This window comes from Phytopseudomonas daroniae (assembly GCF_004327275.1).
GTDB lineage: Bacteria > Pseudomonadota > Gammaproteobacteria > Pseudomonadales > Pseudomonadaceae > Aquipseudomonas > Aquipseudomonas daroniae.
Window position 1 is genome coordinate 338,025 of the sequence record NZ_QJUJ01000005.1, and the last position, 22,621, is coordinate 360,645.

17 protein-coding genes and 1 pseudogene are annotated in these 22,621 nt (G+C 63.3%); 10 read left to right on the top strand and 8 right to left on the bottom strand.

Going from position 1 to position 22,621, the window contains the following annotated elements:
- The first annotated feature begins 79 nt into the window (after nucleotides 1–79).
- From DNK10_RS14985 to DNK10_RS15030, 10 genes are all read left to right on the top strand, one after another.
- Nucleotides 80–832: a 5-oxoprolinase subunit PxpA gene (locus tag DNK10_RS14985; RefSeq protein WP_131179142.1), complete on the top strand. Its 753-nt coding sequence runs from the start codon at nucleotides 80–82 to the stop codon at nucleotides 830–832.
- Complete coding sequence (locus DNK10_RS14990; protein ID WP_131192108.1) at nucleotides 829–1,548, top strand: 5-oxoprolinase subunit B family protein; 720 nt, start codon at nucleotides 829–831, stop codon at nucleotides 1,546–1,548. Before DNK10_RS14985 ends, DNK10_RS14990 begins: the two co-directional genes overlap by 4 nt.
- The gene (locus tag DNK10_RS14995; RefSeq protein ID WP_131192109.1) at nucleotides 1,545–2,480 is read left to right on the top strand and encodes a 5-oxoprolinase subunit C family protein; all 936 of its coding nucleotides are present in this window, start codon (nucleotides 1,545–1,547) and stop codon (nucleotides 2,478–2,480) included. The genes DNK10_RS14990 and DNK10_RS14995 overlap by 4 nt, the downstream gene beginning before the upstream one ends.
- Before the next feature lie 120 nt (nucleotides 2,481–2,600).
- On the top strand, nucleotides 2,601–3,560 hold the full coding sequence (locus DNK10_RS15000; RefSeq protein ID WP_131179145.1) for an AAA family ATPase: 960 nt from the start codon (nucleotides 2,601–2,603) through the stop codon (nucleotides 3,558–3,560).
- On the top strand, nucleotides 3,560–4,513 hold the full coding sequence (locus DNK10_RS15005) for a DUF58 domain-containing protein (RefSeq protein WP_131192110.1): 954 nt from the start codon (nucleotides 3,560–3,562) through the stop codon (nucleotides 4,511–4,513). Before DNK10_RS15000 ends, DNK10_RS15005 begins: the two co-directional genes overlap by 1 nt.
- The gene (locus DNK10_RS15010) at nucleotides 4,510–5,004 is read left to right on the top strand and encodes a DUF4381 domain-containing protein (RefSeq protein WP_131179147.1); all 495 of its coding nucleotides are present in this window, start codon (nucleotides 4,510–4,512) and stop codon (nucleotides 5,002–5,004) included. The genes DNK10_RS15005 and DNK10_RS15010 overlap by 4 nt, the downstream gene beginning before the upstream one ends.
- Complete coding sequence (locus DNK10_RS15015; protein WP_131192111.1) at nucleotides 4,997–6,028, top strand: vWA domain-containing protein; 1,032 nt, start codon at nucleotides 4,997–4,999, stop codon at nucleotides 6,026–6,028. The genes DNK10_RS15010 and DNK10_RS15015 overlap by 8 nt, the downstream gene beginning before the upstream one ends.
- Nucleotides 6,025–7,785, top strand: coding sequence for a VWA domain-containing protein (locus DNK10_RS15020; RefSeq protein WP_131192112.1), 1,761 nt, complete (start codon nucleotides 6,025–6,027; stop codon nucleotides 7,783–7,785). Before DNK10_RS15015 ends, DNK10_RS15020 begins: the two co-directional genes overlap by 4 nt.
- The gene (locus DNK10_RS15025; RefSeq protein ID WP_131192113.1) at nucleotides 7,782–9,434 is read left to right on the top strand and encodes a BatD family protein; all 1,653 of its coding nucleotides are present in this window, start codon (nucleotides 7,782–7,784) and stop codon (nucleotides 9,432–9,434) included. Before DNK10_RS15020 ends, DNK10_RS15025 begins: the two co-directional genes overlap by 4 nt.
- Nucleotides 9,435–9,447: 13 nt before the next feature.
- On the top strand, nucleotides 9,448–10,287 hold the full coding sequence (locus tag DNK10_RS15030; protein ID WP_131192114.1) for an AraC family transcriptional regulator: 840 nt from the start codon (nucleotides 9,448–9,450) through the stop codon (nucleotides 10,285–10,287).
- Between the two features lie 39 nt (nucleotides 10,288–10,326).
- Here DNK10_RS15030 and DNK10_RS15035 read toward each other — a convergent pair.
- The 8 genes and pseudogenes from DNK10_RS15035 to DNK10_RS15070 form a co-directional block, all read right to left on the bottom strand.
- Nucleotides 10,327–10,914, bottom strand: a pseudogene (locus DNK10_RS15035) (LysE family translocator).
- Between the two features lie 131 nt (nucleotides 10,915–11,045).
- On the bottom strand, nucleotides 11,046–13,424 hold the full coding sequence (locus DNK10_RS15040) for an efflux RND transporter permease subunit (protein ID WP_131179152.1): 2,379 nt from the start codon (nucleotides 13,422–13,424) through the stop codon (nucleotides 11,046–11,048).
- Between the two features lie 19 nt (nucleotides 13,425–13,443).
- A complete protein-coding gene (locus DNK10_RS15045) occupies nucleotides 13,444–14,490 on the bottom strand; it encodes a WD40/YVTN/BNR-like repeat-containing protein (protein ID WP_131192115.1) in 1,047 nt (348 codons plus the stop codon).
- A gap of 163 nt (nucleotides 14,491–14,653) precedes the next feature.
- Nucleotides 14,654–16,015 (bottom strand): DUF1329 domain-containing protein, encoded by a 1,362-nt coding sequence (locus tag DNK10_RS15050; RefSeq protein WP_131192116.1) that lies wholly within the window; start codon nucleotides 16,013–16,015, stop codon nucleotides 14,654–14,656.
- A gap of 15 nt (nucleotides 16,016–16,030) precedes the next feature.
- Nucleotides 16,031–18,004 carry a DUF1302 domain-containing protein gene (locus DNK10_RS15055; protein WP_131192117.1) on the bottom strand — a complete coding sequence of 658 codons (1,974 nt, stop codon included), beginning with the start codon at nucleotides 18,002–18,004 and terminating at the stop codon, nucleotides 16,031–16,033.
- Between the two features lie 751 nt (nucleotides 18,005–18,755).
- Entirely contained in the window at nucleotides 18,756–21,413 is a 2,658-nt protein-coding gene (gene pepN, locus DNK10_RS15060; protein ID WP_131192118.1) for an aminopeptidase N, read from the bottom strand.
- A gap of 60 nt (nucleotides 21,414–21,473) precedes the next feature.
- Nucleotides 21,474–22,319 (bottom strand): DUF2797 domain-containing protein, encoded by an 846-nt coding sequence (locus tag DNK10_RS15065; RefSeq protein ID WP_131192119.1) that lies wholly within the window; start codon nucleotides 22,317–22,319, stop codon nucleotides 21,474–21,476.
- Complete coding sequence (locus tag DNK10_RS15070; protein WP_131192120.1) at nucleotides 22,319–22,582, bottom strand: YeaC family protein; 264 nt, start codon at nucleotides 22,580–22,582, stop codon at nucleotides 22,319–22,321. The genes DNK10_RS15065 and DNK10_RS15070 overlap by 1 nt, the downstream gene beginning before the upstream one ends.
- Between the last annotated feature and the right edge of the window lie 39 nt (nucleotides 22,583–22,621).

Consider the following 22,621-nt stretch of genomic DNA (forward strand, 5'->3'; position numbering starts at 1 on the left):
AAATGCCAATCAGGGTCATAAGACGTATCCGCCTACGCCGACTCTACATGTGAACGTAGAACGCACAGAGGACATCACCTTGAACAGCCTGCTCCTGAATTGCGATATCGGTGAAAGCTTCGGTGCCTGGAAAATGGGCCTGGATGCCGAGGTCATGCCCTTCATCGACTGCGCCAATATCGCCTGCGGTTTCCACGCCTCGGACCCCAGCACCATGGCCAAGACCGTCGCCCTGGCCGTGGCCCATGACGTGCGGATCGGCGCCCATCCGGCCTACCCGGATCTGGTCGGTTTCGGCCGCCGTTCCATGGACTGCTCGCCCAAGGAGGTCGAAGACCTGCTGCTCTATCAGGTCGGCGCTCTGGAGGGTATCTGCCGCAGCCAGGGTACCCGTGTCAGCTACGTCAAACCCCACGGTGCCCTGTACCAGGACATGATGCGCAAACCTGAAATCCTGCGGGCGGTGATGCGCGCCGTGGCGGCCTATGACAGCAGCCTGCCGGTAATGCTCATGACCACCCGCGACAACACCCAGGCCCAGGCCATCGGCGACGAGTTCGGCATCACCCTGTGGTTCGAGGCCTTTGCCGACCGCGCCTATGATCCCGCCGGCTTCCTGGTTTCGCGTGCCCTGCCCGGCGCCGTGCACCATGACGCCGAGACCATCGTCAACCAGGCCACCACCCTGGCGCGCGGCGAAGCCCTGGTAGCCAGCGATGGCAGCGCGCTGAACCTGCAGGCCCATACGCTCTGCGTGCACGGTGACAACGCCGGTTCGGTGGCCGCGGTGCAGCGTATTCGCGAGGCCTTCGACGCCCTGGGGCGGGCATGACAGTGAGCGTACCGACACCGAAGATCGAGATCGCCGGGATCGATGCCCTGATCCTGCGACTGTTCGAGCAGATCGATGAAAGCAACATGCCCTGGCTGCTGGCTGCCAGCGAACGCCTGCGCCAGTGCTTCGGCGACGCGCTGATCGATCTGGTGCCCTCCTACACCACCCTGCTGCTGCAATACGACCTCGAAGCCCTCGATCCGATGCAGGCCAAAGCGCTGATCGCCGAAGCCTTCAGTGACCTGCAACCAGCCACTACCGGCGCCGGGCGCTGCCACACCCTGGCCACCTGGTACGACGCCAGCGTTGGCCCGGAACTGCCCTTGCTGGCCAAACGCAGCGGGCTCAGCGAGGCCGAAGTGATCCAGCGTCACACGGCGCGCGAGTACCAGGTGTTCGCCCTCGGCTTCGCGCCGGGCTTCGCCTTCATGGGTTTGGTGGAGGATGCCTTGGCCACGCCACGCCTGAGCACCCCGCGCAAGCGCATCGCACCGGGCAGCGTCGGCATCGCCGACCGCCAGACCGCGGTCTACCCAGTGGTCTCGCCCGGTGGCTGGAACCTGCTGGGGCGTACCCCGGCAACACTGTTCGACCGGGGGATCGACGGCTACAGCCTGATGCGCCCAGGTGATCGCGTGCGCTTCGTGGCCATCGAACATGCCGAATTCATTCGCCTCGGCGGCGACGACACCCCTCTGGAGCACGCGCCATGAACCCTCAACATGATCGCGGCGGCCTGCGTGTACTGCGTAGCAACCCCTTCGCCCTGCTGCAGGACGCCGGCCGCTTCGGCGTGCGTCACCTCGGCGTGACCCAGGGTGGCGCCCTGGACTGGATCTCCCTGCGCTGGGCCAACTGGCTGCTGGGCAACGATCTCAATGCGGCAGTGGTGGAAATCACCCTGGGCAATCTCAGCCTGTGCTGCGAACGGGATGGTGAGCTGGCCCTGGCCGGTGCCGACCTGGGCGCCACCCTGGACGGCCAGCCCCTGGCGCCCTGGCGCAGCTTCAGGGTGAGCAAGGGCCAGCGCCTGGATTTCGTCCAACCGGTGAATGGCGCGCGGGCCTACCTGGCAGCGCCTGGTGGTTTTCTTGCCGAGCCGGTGCTCGGTAGCCGTGCCACGGTGGCCCGCGAAGCCCTCGGCGGCCTGCATGGCGATGGCCAGGCACTGGCGCAGGATGATCAGCTTGACTGGCAGGGCCAGGCCGGCACGCCACGGCAGATCCCCACCGGGCGAATCCCACGTTTCACGCCCTCGCCGCGCCTGGAACTGATACTGGGCGCACAGATCGGCGACTTCAGCGGCCAGAGCCTGTTCGATGCCTTCAACACGACCTGGATCATCGACGCCCGCGCCGACCGCATGGGCGTACGCCTGAACGGCCCGCAGTTGCAGTGTCAGCATTCGGCGATGGTCTCCGAAGGTATCCCCCTCGGTGCCGTACAGGTGCCTGCCGATGGCCAGCCGATCATTCTGCTCAACGACCGCCAGACCATCGGCGGCTACCCGCGCCTCGGCGCCCTCACCCCACAGGCCGTCGCCCGCCTGGCCCAGTGCCTGCCCGGCGAAACGTTGCAACTCGTACCCAGCCAGCAAACCAGCGCCCAGCAGCGCCATCGCCAACTGTTGACGCAGTGGCAGTGAAGTCGTGACGCCCGTGGCATAAGCCATGGGCGTCGATGGCTTAACCCCCTCTCCTTCGATTATCATGGTCGGCCCTGACGAGCGGTGGTCGTCGCTCGCGATTTCCATCTTGGAAAACCTATGGAACACAGAGACGCGCTGCTCGCCCTTCGCCACTTTCTCGCCAGCCAGATCCTCGGTCAGGAAAAACTCATCGATCGCCTGCTGATCGCCCTGCTGGCCGACGGTCACATGCTGGTCGAGGGCGCTCCCGGCCTGGCCAAGACCAAAGCGATCAAGGAACTGGCCGAAGGCATCGAGGCGGAGTTCCACCGCATCCAGTTCACTCCGGATCTGCTGCCCGCCGATATCACCGGCACGGAAATCTATCGCCCGGAAACCGGCAGCTTCGTGTTCCAGCAGGGGCCGATTTTCCACAACCTGGTGCTCGCCGACGAGATCAACCGCGCACCGGCCAAGGTGCAGTCGGCACTGCTCGAAGCCATGGCCGAACGCCAGGTATCGGTAGGCCGCAGCACCTACGACCTGTCGCCGCTGTTCCTGGTCATGGCGACCCAGAACCCCATCGAACAGGAAGGCACCTATCCCCTTCCCGAGGCGCAGCTCGACCGTTTCCTGATGCATGTGAAGATCGGCTTCCCCGACGCCAGCGTGGAGCGCAAGATCCTCGCCCAGGCGCGTGGCGAGGCGCTGCACGGTGAAACCAAACCCGATCACCGCCTGAGCCAGCAGGCGATCTTTGCTGCCCGCAAGGAAATCCTCGGTCTGTACATGGCCGACGCGGTGGAAGAGTACCTGGTGCAGCTGGTGATGGCCTCACGTACGCCGGGCAAGTTCGACGCCGAACTGGCCGAGTGGATCGCCCACGGTTCCAGCCCACGCGGCTCCATTTCCCTGGATCGCTGCGCACGCGCCCACGCCTGGCTGGCTGGCCGAGAATTCGTCAGCCCGGAAGACATTCAGGCGGTGCTGTTCGACGTGCTGCGCCACCGCATCATCCTGTCGTTCGAAGCGGAAGCCTCGGGTATCGATCAGGATCGCGTGATCCAGCGCATTCTCGACGTGGTCGCGGTGGCCTGATGCAACCGCACGCGGATAACCCTGAACTGCAGGCGGGCATCCGTACCGATCTCAAGCAACTGATCGACATGCGTCACCGCGTGCGCGAAGTTCATCTGTTCTCCACGCCCGGTCAGCACAGCCCGCTGATCGGCCTGCACCATTCGAAACTGCGCGGGCGCGGTGTGGATTTCGACCAGGTGCGGGTCTATCAGCCCGGCGATGACGTGCGCACCATCGACTGGCGCGTTACCGCGCGCACCCAGGAGCCGCATACCAAGCTGTTCCACGAAGAGCGCGAGCGGCCAATCTACATCCTCGTGGAGCAGAGCCGCCAGTTGTTCTTCGGCTCCGGATTACTGTTCAAGTCGGTGCTCGCCGCCCGCGCTGCCAGCCTGATCGGCTGGGCCGCACTGGGTCATAACGACCGCATCGGCGGCCTGGTATTCGGTGGCCAGGATCATCACGAAATCAAACCGCGGCGCAGCAAGCAGAGCCTGCTGCAACTGCTCAGCCGCCTGACCCGCGCCAACCAGGCGCTGTCTGGCGAGGCACCGGTCTATCGGGACAGCTTCGGTCAGGCCCTGCGCCGTGCTCGCGAGGTGCTGCGCCCCGGTAGCCTGGTGGTAATCCTGTGTGACGAGCGCACCCTGAGCGATAGCAGCGAGCAACAGTTGGTTCTGCTCGCCCGGCACACCGATCTGTTGCTGCTGCCAGTGTCCGACCCTCTGGATCACGCCCTGCCCATTTCCGGTTTACTGCGTTTCGCCGATGGCGATGCACAACTGGAAGTGGACACCGAAGACACCGACCTGCAGCACAGCTATCGCGCCCAGGCGCAGGCCCGTCAGGCGCGCTGGCAGCGCCTGGCGCAGAAGCTCGGCGTACCGCTGCTGTCGCTGTCCACCGCTTTTGAGCTGGTCGAGCAGTTGCGCGAGCACCTGAACAACCTGCGCTCCGGTAAATCGGCATGAATCCGCTGGATCAACTCGAACCGCTGCTCGCACCAGCCGCCGTCGGCTGGTGGCCGCCCGCACCCGGCTGGTGGCTGCTCGCCTTGCTACTACCAGCTCTGCTGTGGGGCGCCCGGCGCCTGCTCGAGCGGCTGCCCAAGCTGCGGCGCAAACAAACCAGCGAACAGCCCCTGGATCCGCTGCGTGAAGCCGCGCTGCAAGAGCTGCAACACCTCAGCAAACCCTACGACGGCGCCCCTGCCGGGCCCTGGCTGCAACAAATCAACGGGCTACTCAAACGCCTGTGTCGCGAACGTTATCCGGACAGCCACAGCCATACCCTGAGCAGCCGTGCCTGGCTGGCGTTTCTCGATAACCGCTGCCCGGCGGCCGGCCTGACACGCTGGATGATTCTGGTCGAAGGCGCCTACAAACCGCAGTGCAACCTGGATGACAAGGCCATCGAAGACCTCAACCAGGCCGTCGCCATCTGGATCCGCAAGCATGTTTGAGTTCGCCTGGCCGTGGATCTTCCTGCTCGCGCCGCTGCCCTGGCTGCTGCGCCTGTGGTTGCCACCAGCCGACAGCGGCGAAGCGGCATTGCAGGTGAGCTTTCTCGGTGAGCTGGAAAACCTCTCCGGTCGCCGCGCCCGCCTGCGCTTGCCACCCTGGAAGAAACAGGTGCATTTCGCCCTGCTCTGGCTGTTGCTGCTCGGCGCCGCCGCACGCCCTGAATGGGTCGGCGAACCCTTGCCGCTGCCCGCCAGCGGGCGTGATCTGCTGATCGCGGTGGACGTATCCGGCTCCATGGATTACGCCGATATGCGCTGGGAGGACGAGGAAGTCAGCCGCCTGACGCTGGTCAAACACCTGATCGGTGATTTCATCGAAGGCCGCACCGGCGATCGGGTCGGGCTGATCCTGTTCGGCAGCCAGGCCTATCTGCAGGCGCCGCTGACCTTCGATCGTCAGACCGTGCGTACCTGGCTCGACGAAGCGGTAATCGGCATCGCCGGTAATAACACCGCCATCGGCGATGCCATTGGCCTGGCCGTCAAGCGTCTGCGCCAGCGACCCGCCCACAGCCGCGTACTGGTGCTGATCACCGACGGCGCCAACAATGGCGGCGAAATCGAGCCGATGACCGCTGCACGCCTGGCTGCCGAAGAAGGCGTGACCATTTATCCCATCGGCATCGGTGCCGACCCGCAGCAAGGCGGCAACTTCGCCGCGTTCGGTTTCAATCCGAGCCTGGATCTGGACGAGCCGACCTTGCGCGCCATCGCCGAACTCAGCGGTGGCGAATACTTCCGGGCTCGCGATCAGAGTGAGTTGCAAGCCATCGAAACGACCCTCGATCACCTTGAGCCCGTGGCCCAGCAACCCACGCTGGCGCGCCCTGCCCTGGCGCTTTATGCCTGGCCCCTGGCAGCGGCTGTGCTGCTCAGCCTGGCTCTGGTGATGCGTAACCTGTTGCCACAACTGCGCCAACAGTGGCTCACCCTGATGCAGCGGGTGAGGCGCAAGGCACCATGATCGAATTCTCCGGCCTGTGGCCCCATTGGCTACGCCCCTTCTGGCTGTTGCTGCTGCCGCTGATGGCCTGGCTGCTGTGGCTGCTGGCGCACCGGGAAAAACGCAGCGGCCGTTGGCAAACGCTGCTGCCGCCAGCCTTCCATGCCGTGCTGCTGCGCGGTGGCCAGGGGCGCAGCAGTCGCCTGCCATGGATCGCTCTCGGTCTGGCCTGGCTGCTGGCTACTCTGGCGCTGCTCGGCCCTAGCTGGCAGCGCGTGGAACAGAATGATCTGAAGCCGGCAGACCCACTGGTGGTCATGCTCGAACTGACCCCGCAGATGCTGGCCAGCGACGCCTCGCCGAACCGCCTGGCCCAGGCACGTCGCAAGCTGCTCGATCTGCTGCAGGCACGCGGCGATGCGCAGACCGCCATCGTCGTGTATGCCGGCAGCGCTCACACCGTCGTACCGCTATCGGATGACCTGGGCACCAGCCACAACCTCCTCGAAGCGCTCAAGCCATCGATCATGCCGGAACCGGGCAAGCGCGCCGATCTCGCAGTGGCCAAGGCCCTCGAACTGCTCAAGGGTGGCGCCCAGGGCCTGGGCCGCCTGCTGCTGATCACCAGCAGCCTCGACGAAAGCGAACGCAGCGCCATCAGGAACCTGCTCGGCAGCCGCGGCGAGCGCCTGCGCATCCTTGGCGTCGGCAGCAGCGAGGGCGCACCGATCATTCAGGAAGACGGCACCTTCATGAAGGACGACCTGGGCGCCATCCTCATGCCCCGCCTGGACGCCGCAGGGTTGAGCCAATTCGCCCGGGAGCTTGCTGGTCAGTACCGGGCAATCAGCCTCGACGAGCGCGACCTGCGCACCCTCGGCCTGCTCGATAGCCCGCAGCAGTTGCGCGACAACGGCCACAAGACCCAACTGCGCAGTTGGGCCGATCAGGGTTATTGGCTGTTGCTACCCTTGTTGTTGCTGGCTGCCTGCGCCGGGCGCCGCGGCTGGCTGCTGTGTCTGCCGCTGCTGTTGCTCGGTACGCCACAGACGGGCATGGCCTTCAGCTTCGACGACCTCTGGCTGCGCGCGGATCAACAGGGTCAGCGCCTGCTCGAAGCACAGCGTCCCAAGGAAGCCGCCGAGCGTTTCAACGATCCGCAATGGCGCGGTCTGGCACTCTACGAGGCGGGTGATTATTCTGCCGCGGCCGAGCAATTCGCGCTGAGCGACAGCGCGGTCTCCTTCTACAACCGCGGCAATGCCCTGGCGCACAGCAACGAGCTGGAGGCCGCGGTGGATGCCTATGAACGAGCCCTGGAAATCGATCCGCAGTTGCTCCAGGCGGAAAAGAACAAGGCACTGGTGGAAGAACTGCTGCGCCAGCGTGAGCAGCAACAGGAACAACAGCAGAAAGACCAGCCAGACGAGCAGCCCGAACGCGACGAAAACGGCGAAAGGCAGCAACCTGGCCAGTCTTCGGCGCCCACCCTGGACGAACGAAAGGACAGCCAGGGCCAGCCCGGCACCCCGCAGGATGAGCAGCCGCCGAGCGACCCGCAAACGTCGCAGGAGCAGCCGTCCGAGGCGGACGAGAGCGCTGAATCGCCAGCGCCGCCAGCACCCGATACGGGCACTTCCGAAGCCGATGCGCCGCTCGATAGCGAGCGCCGCCAGGCCCTGGAACAATGGCTGCGGCAGATTCCCGATGATCCGGGCGAATTGCTGCGCCGCAAATTCTGGTATGAACAGCAACAGCGTCAGGAACAGCCACGATGACCCGCCTGCTCTGCACCCTGCTCTTTTGCCTGCTGGCGTTTCAGGCCAGCGCGCAGGATTTTATCGCCAGCGTCGACCGCAGCCGACTGAGCCTGGGCGAAAGCGTCGAGCTGATCCTGGAGTCCACGGATCCGACCCAGTTCGGCAAACCCGATCTGGCGCCGCTCAACGAACTGTTCGAGGTACTCGGCACCCGCCAGGTCAATCGCCTCACTACCCAGAATGGCGAAACCCGCGCCACCGCCCGCTGGATCGTCACCCTGCGGCCACGCCACAACGGCTACGTCATCGTGCCACCGCTTCGTCTTGGCGACTCGCAAAGCCAGCCGATCAGCCTGCACGTGCTGGAGTCGGCCACCCAGAGCACGGATGAGCAAATGGCGCCGGTATTCATCGACGCCAGTCTGGATCACGAGAGCGTCTACGTGCAGGCGCAGAGCGTGCTGACGCTGCGCATCTATCACTCCGTATCGCTGTATGACGACAGCAGCCTGACACCGCTGGAAATCGCCGATGCCCGCGTCGAGTCCCTCGGCGAGCCGCGCACCTACGAGCAGGACATCGGCGGAGTTCGCCATGGTGTGATCGAACTGCGCTACGCCATCTTCCCGCAGAAGAGTGGCCAGCTGACCATTCCCGGTCAGACGTTTAGCGCCACCCTGGTCGACCGCTCCAGCCGCAACGATTACCTGCCCTTCGGGCCGCGCCCCGGCAAGGTCACGCGGGTCGAATCACCGGAAATCCCCCTGACGGTCAAGGCCAAGCCCGCCGACTACCCCGCTGACGTGCCCTGGTTGCCAGCCCGTGCCCTCAGCCTGGCCGAGGCCTGGAGCCCGGAGCCAGGCCAGGTCAAGGTCAAGGTCAAGGTCGGCGACTCGCTGACCCGCAGCATGATGCTCAAGGCCGATGGTCTGTCCAGCGCGCAACTGCCGCCGCTACCCGCGACCACGGTGGATGGCCTGCGCCGCTACCCGGATCAGCCGCAGTTGAACAACGAAAGCAGCGAACGCGGCCTGCTCGGCAGCCGTGAAGAACGTGAAGCCCTGGTCGCCAGCAAGGCCGGCACGCTGGAGCTGCCGGCAGTCGAGGTGGTGTGGTGGAACACCCATGAGGATCGCCTGGAGCGTACCAGCCTGCCTGGGCGCAGCCTGGAAGTTGCGGCCGATCCGGCCATGAGCGTGGAGCAACCGGTGGAACCCCGCCCACGTAGCTCCGCTGCCGAGGACGTGCTGTTGTGGCCCTGGCAACTGAGCAGCGTGCTGTTCGCCCTGACCAGCGTGCTCGGCTTCGGCCTGTGGTGGCACGCCCGGCGCCAGCCAGCCATCCAGCGCGCGGTACAGAGCGGTCCGAGCCCGCGCACCCTGCTCGACGACCTCAAGCGCGCCTGCCTGGCCAACGACACCCAGGCTACCCGCCAGGCCCTCGACGCCTGGGCACGCCAGCAACCGGAAACCCTGGCCGATATGGCAGCCCGCTTCGCGCCGCTATCGGAAGCCCTCGACGGTCTCAACGGTGCGCTCTACAGCGAAAGCGGCCAGCACTGGCAGGGCGCCCAATTATGGCAAGCCATCGGCGAGTTGCCGGCGGCCGAGAAAACGCAGGAAAACGGCCAGGAAACCACCCAGCTGCCGCCCCTGTATCCGCGCTGAGCAGGAGAGACTGATGGACGAGCGACCCACCTCACCGGTTCCCAGTTTCTGGCGTGATGCCGCCCTGCCCTTTATAGAGCTGCGTTCGATCGAGGATGGTCGCCAGGTCTGCTACGGCAGGCACAGCCACGAGATTTTCTCCATCGGCGCGATCACCCGCGGCCAGAGCACCTACAGCAACCGCGATGTGGATCGGCACGTCTGCCAGGGCACCGTGGTGCTGATGAACCCGGGCGACGTGCACGCCTGCAATCCCATCGACGGCCAACCCTGGTCGTACCTGATGCTGTATATCGACCCACAGTGGCTGGGCCGCCTGCAGCACGATCAGGGGCTTGCCGACACTTCGGCTTTCCAGCGTTTCGCCTGCATCGCCAGCGAAGATGCCGAGCTGTACCAGGGTTTGCTGCAGCTTCGCGAAACGCTGCTCGATTTCGCGCTTGGTTCAAGCGACAAGGCAGCCCAGGCGACGGCCTTCTTCAGCCTTGCGCTGGAGCGGCTGACGCTGGAGGGCGACAGTGACGACAGCATCAACCCCCGGCTGGAACAGGCCGCTCGCCTGATCCATCAGCACTGCGGCGAAACAGTCAAGCTCGATACCCTGTGCGAAGCCGCACAGCTGTCACCCTCACAACTGATCCGTGGTTTCAAGCAGCGCTACGGCATGACGCCCCACGCCTACCTGCTCAACCGCCGCATCCAGTTCGCCCACTCGCGCCTGAAGAGCGGAGCTCCGCTCGCCGAAGTCGCCCTGGAAGCCGGCTTCGCCGATCAGGCGCATTTCCAGCGCACCTTCAAACAGTTTCTTGCCGCCACCCCCGGCCAATACCGCGGTTATAACAACGTCCCGTAGGGTGGAAGACGCTTTTCTCTTCCACCAACGCATGCGATCTCAAGCCTGCAACAGATACACCGCGCTAGCGACCAGCAAGCCAGCCAGAATCCGGTTGAAAATTCTTACCCTGCGCGGCTCCTGCAGGTAGGGCTGCAAACATGTGCCGACATACGCCCAGCAGGCCAACGACAGGTAGCACACCACGCAATAGATCGCCGCGAACTGCCAGACCAGCAACACGTCGCCATCGGCGACGAAGGCTCCCATGCCAGCGATCGCGGCCAGCCAGGCCTTGGGATTGAGCCACTGCATGAGCGCACCGTGCATGAACGAAGCCACCGGCGCGCCCTCGCGTGCCTACAGCGAACCATCGTCGGCCGTCAATCGCCAGGCCAGGTACAGCAGAAACGCTACCCCCGCCCACTGGATCCCCAGGGTCAGCCGGGGCAATAGCGACAACAGTTCGTGCAGCCCCATGCCGATCAGCACCAGCAGCAGCGTGAATCCCAGCGTCGCGCCTGCGACATGTCGCAGCGCAACCCGCAAGCCATGCCGCGCACCGGCGCTCAACGAAACCAGATTGACCGGCCCGGGAGAAATCGAAGCGGCCAGCGCAAAAGCCGCCATGGACAGGAACAGACTCATCACACACGCCCCACACTGATTGGAGTGAGGCAAATTACCCGGCAGCCACCCAGGCGTATTGAAGAAAACACGCACAGCCTTAAATGAGAAAACCGCGGCCTGGCCGCGGTTTCTTCACCCCATCGACGGCCTCAATGAGCCAGCAGCGAACCACCTTTCTTGCCGGCCAGCTTCTCCGGCTTGATCAGGAAATGCGCCAGAGCCGGCAGCAGCCACAGGGCACCGAACATGTTGACGATAAACATGAAGGTCAGCATCAACCCCATGTCGGCCTGAAACTTGATCGCCGAGAACATCCAGGTCGCTACGCCGATGGCCAGGCACAGACCGGTGAACAATACCGCCTTACCGGTGGAGCGCAGGGTCTGGTAGTAGGCCTCCTGCAGCGGCAGGCCAGCGCGCAGGAAGGTTTCCAGGCGGCTGTAGATATAGATGCCGTAGTCGACGCCGATGCCCACGCCCAGGGCGATTACCGGCAGGGTCGCGACCTTCACGCCGATACCGAGGAAGGCCATCAGGGCATTGCCGAGGATCGAGGTGAGGATCAGCGGCAGCACGATACAGATGGTCGCGGCGAAGGAACGGAAAGTGATCATGCACATGGCGCCCACGCACAGGTACACCAGAACCAGGATCAGCAGTTCGGACGTACTGATCACCTCGTTGGTGGCCGCTTCGATGCCGGCGTTGCCCGCAGCGAGCAGGAAGTGCACGTTCTCCGATTCATGCTCGGCGACGAAACCCTCGACCGCCGACACCGCGCGCTTCAGCGTCTCGGCCTTGTGATCTTCGAGGAACACCAGCACCGGCGCGACCGAGCAGTCGGCGTTGTACAGGCCGTCGGCACGGGCGATGGAGTTGTTGAGTACATCCTGGTTACGCGACAGGGTTTCCCATTTCAGGTTGCCCTCGTTCATGCCCTTGATCAGTTGCCGTGACACGCTGACCATGGAAATCGCCGACTGCACGCCGGGCGTGTTGTCCATCGTCCACATCAGCTCGTCCATGGCCGCCATGGCTTCGTAGGTCGAGCACCCTTCCGCCGCGGTCTTGACCATCACCACCAGCACGTCGGAACTGGTCGAGTAGTTGCGAATGACGAAATCGTTGTCGAGGTTGTAGCGCGAATCCGGGCGCAACTCCGGCGCGCCCTGGTCGAGGTCGCCGATCTGCAGGTTCTGCTGCTGGTACCAGAAGCCGCCAATACCGGCGACCAAGGCCAGCGCCACGGAAACCGGCGCGACCCTGGAGCTGGCGAAGTTCGACAACAGGCGCCAGAACGGGTGTTCGCTCACCGCATCGCGCTTGCTGCGCTCCACCGCTTTGTTGCTGATACCGATATAGGAGATCGCCACCGGCAGCAGGATCAGGTTGGTGAAGACGATGACCGCGACACCGATGGACGCGCCGATGGCCAGTTCGCGGATCACGCCGATATCGATCAACAACAGGGTGATGAAGCCGACGGCGTCGGCGAGGATGGCGATCATCCCCGGCAGGAACAGCTGCCGGAAGGTCAGCCGCGCTGCGGTCAGCGCGTTGTCGCAACCACCGGATTGCAGGGCGATGCCGTTGATCTTCTGCACGCCATGGGAGATGCCGATGGCGAAGATCAGGAACGGCACCAGCATCGAATACGGGTCGAGCCCGAAGCCGACCGAATGCATCAGCCCCAGTTGCCAGCCGACCGCCACCAGGGTGGTGATCAGCACGGCGATGGTGCTGCGGATGCACCAGGTGAACCAGTACAGCAGCACGAAGGTGATCAGCAGTGCCACGCCGAAGAACAGCGCCACCATGACCAGGCCATCGATCAGGTCGCCGACCTTCTTGGCGAAACCGATGATGTGCACCTGCACGTCCGGATTCTGCGCCTGGTACTTGCTGCGGATCTTCTCTTCCAGCTGATGGGAAAAGGCCTGGTAGTCGAGGGTGACCAGGCGCCCCTGATCCTCGGGATCCGGATAGGACTCGAGCAGCGGCACGTCGATGATGCTCGACTGGAAGTTGTTCGCTACCAGGCGGCCGATCTGCCCGGACTTGAGCACGTTGCTGCGCAGCTCTTCCAGGCTCTGCGGGCTGCCGTCGTAGGTCTGCGGAATCACTTCGCCACCGGCGAAGCCTTCCTCGGTCACTTCGGTCCAGCGCACGCTGGGGCTCCACAGCGATTTCAGCCCCGAGCGGTCGACGCCCGGAATGTAGAAGACTTCGTCGTTGATCAGACGCAGCGTCTCCATATACTCCTTGCTGAAGATGTCGCCATTCTTGGCTTCCACGGAAATGCGCACGGTATTGCCGAGGTTGGCCAGGTCGTTGCGGTGCTCCATCATGTTCTGGATGAACGGATGGCTCAGCGGAATCATCTTCTCGAAGCTGGTGGAGGGCCGAACCTGAGTAGCCTGGAAGAACAGAAAGATGCTGACCAGCAGGCAGATCAGAATCACCGCCGGCCGGTTGTTGAAGATCAGGCGCTCGAGCAGGCTAGCCTTGTCTTGGTGATGGTTACTCATCGAACACTACCCCAGCTTGTTATTGTTGGCCTGGATTGGCACCGGTCGACGAGGTCAGGCGTACGCCGCCCTGCCCCACCAGAATCAGCTTGCCATCGGCACCTGCGGTCACGCCCGCCAGAGACACCCGATCCGGGCGATTGAATACGCTGAAGCTGTGGCCGTGATCGCTGCTCTTGAGCACGCTGCCGCCATGCCCGACCACCACGATGCTGCCGTCGTCGAGCAAGGCTGCGTTGGCCAGGCCGAACTCCAGGGTGCCGCCACTGGCAGTGGCGAGTGGGATCTGCTGCCAGCCGTCGCCGCCGTCGGCGGAATGGAACAGGTGACCGCGCAAGCCATACACCAGCAGGCTCTGTGGCTCGCCAGTGGCCAGCACGCCGAACAGCGAGCCCTGGTAAGGGCCTTCCAGGGTTTCCCAGGTTTCGCCGCCATCGACGGAACGGAACAGGCTGCCCATCTCGCCGACGATGAACAGGCCCGTGTCCTTCACCTCGGTGATGGCGTTGAGGTGATAGGCGTCCTCGTTGTCGAGACGGTCGCTGACGTCTTCCCAGGTGGTACCACCGTCGGTAGTTTCCAGCAGCGCACCGTAGGCGCCAATGGCGAAGCCGTGCTGCAGATCCGTGAACCACAGGTCGAGCAGCGGCGCCTCGCGCTGCAGATCCTCGAACTGCTTGACCCAGGTCGTACCACCGTCGCGGGTAACGAGCACCAGTGCGTCATGACCGACCGCCCAGCCGTGCTTGTCATCGACGAAGAACACCGCGGTGAGCATTTGCCGGGTCGGCACCTTGGCCTGCTCCCAGTTCGCACCGTCGTTATCGGAGTAGAGAATGTGGCCGCGCTCACCGACAGCGACCAGACGCTTGCCGGCATGGGCGATATCGAGCAGGAGGCTGGAAACGGCCTTTGTCGACGACACCGAATAGGTGGCGGCCTCGTCGGGGGCTTGCGCCTGCACGAGCGGCGCGGCGGCCACCAGCAGCGCGCATAGCGATAACACCTGCAGCACGGGCCGCACGGTTTTCCCGCTCCTGGTGCGCCGCAAAATGGGCTCACTCATACAAAACTCCCCCTTCTTCTTGTTATTGCCAGCGCCTGCAGAGCGCCACTTATGCTATCGGCCTTTGTGGATCTTGGTAGCCACCACGATCCGTTGTTTTGTAAGAAAAAGCCCGTGTTATCGACCGCGCGAATGACAGCCACGCGGCTTGTGCGCCATCGGTTCAGCGAGTCCCTCGGCGACGCAGCGCAGCCGGCGTGAAATAGCCGTCGCCGGCGATCGGCTGGCTGAAGTCGATGGTATTGGCTTCCTCGTTGTCCAGATTCTGCACGTGGTAACGGCGGGCCTGGAGATCGTGGAATACGTCCAGCGCAGACCAGGTAGTCGGCAGTTCGTAGTAGTTCTTCAGATACGCCAGAGACACGCGCCACAATTCACCGCGGCCATCGTACTGATCGACCACGGCGGCTTGCCAGCTGTCCTCGTCGAGGTACAGGGTGCGTTTGGAGTAGATATGCCGGGCGCCGGGTTTGAGCGTGCCCTCCACGACCCACACCCGGTGCAACTCGTTGCGGGTGAAGGCGGGATTGAGGTGACCGACCTGCAGCAGATCCCTGTATTTGACCTGCGGGCTGGTGACCTTGTAGTTGTTGTAGGGAATGTAGATTTCCTTCTTGCCGACCAGCTTCCAGTCGTAACGATCCGGGGCGCCGTTGAACATGTCGGTGTCGTCGGCGGTACGCAGGCCATCGGCTGCGGAGATCGGCGTGTCGTAGGCGAGGTTCGGCGCACGGCGCACCCGACGCTGGCCGGCGTTGTAACCCCAGGCCTGACGCGCCTCCTTGACCTGATCCAGGGTCTCGTGAACCAGCACCGCGCCACCGGCCAGGCGTGCCGGGCTGCGGGTGAAGGACAGGTAGTAGAACAGGATGTTGTTCAGGTTGGCGTAGCTGCCCTTGGGGTCGTAGAACTTGAACATCGCCTCCTGCTGCGAGGTGACCAACGAGTAGGAACCGTTGCGCTGTACCGCCACTTCCGAGGCGCGTCGCACGATGTAGGTACCGCGGTAACGGGCGATATGGTTCCACAACGCCTCGACCCCGCTCTGCGGGATCGGGAACGGAATGCCGCCATAGGCATCGGCAAAACCGTTGCCTCCGTCGAGCAGCTTGGCGCTGACGGCGTTCTTCGCGGTGTTGTCGTAGACCCACTGCGGCGCCGAACCGGTGCGGCGGCTGGCGTACACCGGCATCTGGTAGCTGTCCGGGTAGGCCTCGAACAGCGCGATCTGCCCAGGGGTCAGGTTGTCCCGGTACTGCTGCAGGTTGGCCTTGGTGATGGTGAACAGCGGCTTGTCGTCAGCGAAAGGATCGACATGGTGCTTGCCCGAGCCCTGGTAACCGGCCGGCGCCTGGGTGAGGCCGCCTGTCCACGCCGGAATGCTGCCCGCTGCGTTGCCGGCCTTTTCGCCGCCAAGCGGTGTCAGGCTGGTACCCAGCCTGGCCGCTTCCTGAGGCGAGACCGCCGCCAGACTGTTGCCGGCCAGCAGAACCAGCGCGACTGCAACGCCTTTGATGTTCAGCATCCTGTTTCTCCGTGATCAGAAGGAGTATTTGACGTTGGCGCCGATATTGTCGCGGTCGCGCACGGCGTTGTTGTTACCGCCACCGGAAAACTCGGTGTACTGCAGTTCGGCTTCCAGGCTGTTCATGTAGCTGGCTCGCATGCCCAGGGTGTACGCCTTGCGGCCTTCGATGAAATTGCCGGTCTGATAGGAGTTGCCCTCGAAGTCGTCCTTGTAGACGACGAAGGGCGACAGGTTGACTCCGGCAATCACATCGTTCCAGGTGCCGGACAACACCAGGGTGTATCCATAGGCATTCTTGTTGACCTGGTAGCTGCGGCCATAGCCAAAGGCGTAGGACGAATCACCACGCCCGGCGTAGTAGCGGGTCGAACCGTCGTAAGCGGTGTACTTCAGGTCGCTGCCGCGCAAATGCTCGGAGGCCAGCTCGGCCACGCCGGTCAAGGCATCGAAGCCCAGCGACGGGCCGAAGTTGTAGATCGTCCCCAGCGACGCGTTGTAGGCCTCGACGCGCTCGTAGTTATGAATTTCATCGCCAAGCTGCAGGTTGCTGCCACCGATGTTCACCAGCTGCCCCTGCACCAGCTGGGGTGCCTGACGCAGCAGATCGCCGAGCAGATCGTTGGTCGCGGCGATGCCGATCGGCAGGTTCGGCCGATACGACAGCTCACCGAATACCGAGGCATTGCCCAGGGTGGTATTGAAGCTGAAGCCATACATGCGGATATCTTCGACGTACTCGCGGCGGGCATTGACCCGGTTGGCGGTATCGACGGTCGCGACGCCGTTGACGAGTCCCAAGAGTGTCTGCGCGGCCACGCTGCCAGAACCTGCCGCATTTACCAGAGAAGCGTAATCGGCGAAGCCGCTACTGCTGGCGACATTCGTAATGGCGTCCAGATCCAGTCCGGTGAACCCTTCCAGATCGGCATGAACCGTTGGCTCTTTGGCGTGGTAATTGACGAAATAGAAGCCGAACTCCGTGGAGTTCAGTTGCTCGGCGATATAGCGGAACGCTACGCCAAACTGGCCATCGTCCTTGGCGTTCAGGTCGGAGCCGATAGTGGCGACCTTGAAATAACCATTGTTATCGAGATAACTGTTGCCCTGTAATCCACCAACACCCAGGGCACTCAACCCGGCGTAATTACCCCGAAAAGCGGGACTCCCCAAAGCCGGCATCCTGGAGTAAGCCGTACTCCCACCTTCGGCGAACAGATCGGTCTCGGAGAAGTAGCTGCCCACCGGATCGATGGCGGTTTCTTTCCAGTTGAACTGGTAGAAGGCTTCCATCGACAGGTTGTCGGTCAGGCCGATATTGAAACTGACCGCCTCGACGGGGATCAGCACTTCCTTGATTTCCGAACCTGGCAGACGGAAGCGCGCGCCGTCCACCGGATTACTGGTGTTCACACCACCGCGGTAGAACACCCCCTCGCCCCAGTTGAACACCTGCCGCCCCAGGCGCGCGCTGAGCGGTCGCTCGGCGACATCCCAGTTGCCGTACACATAGGCGTCGAGAATCTGCGCATTACGCCCGGCCGAGTGCCGAGTGTCGCGGGTGAAGCTGTCATCACGGGGGAAGTTCTGGCTCGGCTGAGCGGGCCTGTCGCCGCTGTTGAAGTCGTTGCGCCTGTCCATGATCTGCGTGTCGTAGAACGCCGTGCCACGCACGAAGAAGCCGTAGTTCTGGTAATTCATTTCCAGATCAGAGGTGATCTTCAATACTTCGGAAACCAGCCCGGTGTCGAAATTACGATTGCCGTCATTGACGTTGACGTCATCGTTGTTCTTGCTCTGCCCCTGCACGCGCCACAATTGCCCGTAAGACAGCGTGGTGTCGAGCGAGCCACTGATTTCGTTGTCGGCGAAGCTGAACTCCACCGCTTGCACGGGTACGGCGACCAGCAGCGGTAACACACTGGCCAGGGCATAGCCCGCCTTCGCCGGCATCAGGCGCAAGGCCGGCTCAAAGGACTTGATACGCATTGAATCTCTACTCCGCTGACAGACAGTCGTTATTATCCGGCCCATTTTTCGGAGGGCCTGGCGGACACCCCTGCGGGGTGCCCTGTCATTACGCTGAACTGGCTGGCATCACTACCTTTTGCAGTGCAACCTTGGTGCCAATTCAAACGATCGTATTAGCCGAAAGCGCTTTTCCAGAGCAGCTCCGTACCGTCCTTTTATGACTGATCGTCCACTGATCAATAGTTGTCGATTACTGCCCATTAAACCGGCTCCCTCCCCAGAGAACGGTGCAAAGCGCACACAGCCGCACGCACTCGTCAACCGGCAGCGCGCGATATTAAGTGTGTCGACTGATAAGGAAGTAACTTTTGATTCCAACAGGTAACGAAAAAACGTTACTGCGGGAACGAACGGTAACATTCGGCCCGATGATGCGGGTGAAATCAAGTCAAACCGCTCTAGAGCGGACTTTTCAAGCTTTGAGGAAGTTTCCGCAGGTTGCGTAGAATCCACATTCATAGGGATCGAGGGCCAGCAGTCGGATGAATCCCGCCACTGCGGTGATTCGAGCAGGCGCGGCAAGGCCGCTATCGCTTCGCGCCGGGACGACGCTCCTACCCGACTGGAGCCAGACATCGCATCCTGCGGACACATCGATCTTGTAGGAGCCCCGCCCCGGGGCGAATCGCGCGGGCAACGCAGTAACGCGTCAAGGCCGCTATCGCTTCGCGCCGAGGGCGACGCTCCTACCGGGATGCTGCCCGATTGCTCAAGCCAGACTCTTGCTCACCACCTCGTAAACATCGGCCGACAGCTCTCCGGAAGCGAGAATCCGCTCCAGCTCCGCCTTCATCAGTGCCTGACGCTCGCTGCCGTATTTGCGCCAGCGGGTCAGCGGCGCCAGCAGGCGCGAGGCGATCTGCGGGTTGAGGGCGTTGAGCACGATCACCTGATCGGCCAGGAAGCGATAGCCGCTGCCATCGGCCGCGTGGAAGTTCACCAGGTTCTGCCCAGCGAATGCGCCGATCAGTGCACGCACCTTGTTCGGGTTCTTCAGGGTGAACGCCGGGTGCTCCATCAGCCCCCGTACACGTGCGAGGCCACCCGGCAAGGTGCTGGCCGCCTGCACGCTGAACCACTGATCCATGACCAGGGCGTTATCCTTGAAGTGCTCGGCGAAAGCTTCCAGGGCCTTGCCGCGCTCGACCTCGAACTTTGATCCGACCAGTACCGCCAGGGCGGTCAGGCGCTCGGTCATGTTGTCGCACGCCTCGTACTGCTCCAGGGTCGCCGCCAGTACCTGCGGTTTGCCGGTCAGCATCAGGTAGGACAACGCAATGTTCTGCAGACTACGGCGCGCGAAATGCTCGGCCTCGGCGACGTAGGCAGTGTTGCGCGACAGCTCGCGGTTGGCCTGATAACGCTGCCACAGCGGCTCGAACAGCGCCTCGGCCAGTTGCTGGCGGGCAAATTCTCGGGCGTTGTGGATAGCGTCGACATCGGCCACCTCGCTGATCTCGGTGAGATAGGCCTCGCCCGGCAGCGACAGCATCTCGGCGACCATCGCCTGATCCAGCGATTCATCCTGCAGCAGGGTACGCAGCGCGGTGACCAGGCGTTGATCGAGCACCAACTGTTCACCGCGCTGGTGCTGGCCGATCAGTTCCTGCAGCACCTGCACGGACAACTGCTGCCCCGCTTCCCAGCGGTTGAAGCCGTCGCTGTCGTGCTGCATGAGGAACATCAACTGGTCGCGGTCATAGGGAAAGCTCAGCTTGACCGGCGCGCTGAAGCCACGCAGCAGCGACGGCAGCGGCTGCTCGGCGATATCGACGAAGGTGAACGACTGCTGCGCCTCGGTCACCGACAGCACGCGGCTGGTACCACTGGCAGCGGCCTCGCCCTGCAGGCGCAACGGCAGGTCGTTGCCCCGGGCATCCAGCAGCCCCAGCTCCACCGGAATCACGAAGGGCAGCTTGTCGCTCTGCCCCGGCGTCACCGGGCAGCTCTGGGTAAAGTTCAGGGTATAGGTCTTGGCGACGGCATCGAAGGCCTCGCTGACCGCCAGGCGCGGCGTGCCGGCCTGGGTGTACCAGCGCTTGAACTGGGTCAGGTCGATGCCGCTGGCGTCTTCCATGGCCTTGACGAAATCGTCGCAGGTCACGGCCTGGCCGTCGTGGCGCTCGAAGTACAGATCCGAGCCCTTGCGGAAGGCTTCATTGCCGAGCAGGGTGTGGATCATGCGCAGCACTTCGGAACCCTTCTCGTAGATGGTCAGGGTGTAGAAGTTGGAGATTTCCATGTACGCATCCGGGCGCACCGGGTGGGCCATGGGGCCGGCGTCTTCGGCGAACTGGTGGGTACGCAGGTAGGCCACGTCCTCGATGCGCTTGACCGTGCGCGAGTTCATGTCGGCGCTGAACTCGGCATCGCGGAACACGGTGAAGCCTTCCTTGAGCGACAGCTGGAACCAGTCGCGGCAGGTCACCCGGTTACCGGACCAGTTGTGGAAATACTCGTGGGCGACCACCGCCTCGACGCGCTGGTGCGCCGCATCGGTAGCGGTTTCGGCACGGGCCAGCACGCAGCTGGAATTGAAGATGTTGAGGCCCTTGTTCTCCATGGCGCCCATGTTGAAATCGTTGACCGCGACGATCATGAAGATGTCCAGGTCGTACTCACGCCCATAGACCTCCTCGTCCCATTTCATGGACTTCTTCAGGCTGTCCATGGCGTGCTGCACCTTGTCGATGTTCTCCGGCTCGACGTAGATGCGCAGGGTCACGTCGCGGCTGCTCAGGGTGGTGAACTTGTCTTCCACGCACCACAGATCACCTGCAACCAGCGCGAACAGGTAGGCCGGCTTCATGAACGGATCTTCCCAGGTCGCCCAGTGGCGGCCGCCCTCCTCGCTGCCGCTGGCAATCGGGTTGCCGTTGGAGAGCAGCACCGGGTAGCTGTGCTGCTCGGCGCTCAGGGTGGTGGTGAACTTGCTCATCACATCCGGGCGGTCGAGGTAGTAGGTGATCTTGCGAAAGCCCTCGGCCTCGCACTGGGTGCAGAACATGCCGCTGGATTTGTACAGGCCTTCCAGCGCGGTATTGCTTTCCGGGTGGATACGCACGCTGCTGTCGATGACGAAGCTGGCCTGGGTCGGCTGCAGGGTCAGGTGGCAGTCGGTGAGCGTGTAATCGGCAGCGGTCAGCTCACGATCATCCAGCTTTAGTTCGAGCAGCTCCAGTTGCTGACCGTCGAGGGTCAGCGCTGGCAGATCCGCAGATAGCGCCGGATTACGGCGCATCACCAACTGGGCGTGCACCAGGGTGTGATCCTCGAACAGTTCGAAGGTCAGATGGGTTTCGTCGATCAGGTAATCCGGAGCCTGATAGTCCTTCAGGTAGATGGTCTTCGATTGCTCGGTGCGCATGGGAGAGCCTCTTCGAGGCAGCCTCAAGCCTCAAGCTTCAAGCTGCAAGTCGGGTTTCCATCAGCTTGCAGCTTGAAGCTTGCAGCTTATGGCTAATTGGTAAGCGGTGTACTTGCGGATGTTGATCACGCCGGTATCGAACATCAGGTACTGCCCCTTGATGCCAAGCAGCGTACCTTCCGCGACAGGATTCTTGTCCAGGTTGAAGCTGGTGATCTTGGCCGGGTAGCCCTCGATCGGGTAACGGATCTCAACCACCGGCTGGTCATTCAGCGGCTGCACGGCCTGCAGGCCGAAACGCTGCTGCAACGCCGTCATGCCTTCGGCGCAGGCGTCGAAAATCCGTTCGCGTACGCTGAGCAGATCGACCGGCGTCGCGTCGCCTTTGAGCAATGCGCGCCAGTTGGTCTTGTCCGCCACCTGGGTACGCAGCAGGTCTTCGACGAAACCGGATTGCTGGCGAGTCGCGACACGCATGATCGGCAGCGCCTGGGTTGCGCCCTGGTCGATCCAGCGCGTGGGTATCTGCGTGGCGCGGGTGATGCCCACCTTGATACCCGAGGAGTTGGCCAGGTAGACCACATGATCGGTCATGCAGAACTGCTCGCCCCAAGCAGGGTCGCGGCAGGTGCCGGCGTCGTAGTGGCAGCGCTCCGGGCTCATGATGCACAGGTCGCACTGGGCGAGCTTCTGCATGCAGGGGTAGCAATAACCCTGGCTGAAACTGGTCTTGGTCTTGCGCCCGCAATGGCTGCAATGAATCGCGCCCAGGTATTCCAGGCGCACGGTCTTGCCAATCATCGGGTTGACGGCGACCTGCTCGTCGCCCAGGCGAAACGCATACTGCACTGGCGCATCGAGCTGGGTGGCCATCTTGCTCAGGGCGCCACGGGCTACTTCAAGCATCAGTGCAGGGTTTCCGAAGACTTGTAGAGGATGTTGGGGATCGGCTCGGATTTCGAGGCACACTCGGAGGCGCCCATGTAGCCGGTACGCTGATCCTCGGGCAGGTTCTGCACCTCCCAGGCGATCATCGCCTGCAGGCTCAGCTCCTTCTGTTCCTGGGTCAGCTTGCGGCCGTCCGGCCACTTGCCGATCTCCACGGCCAGCTTGAGGCTTTCATACACGTCCGGGGTGATGTTGCGGATCAGTTCGACGAAGGAGGACATGGCTGGCTCCAGGGCTGGGAAAGCCCTGATTCTACCCTA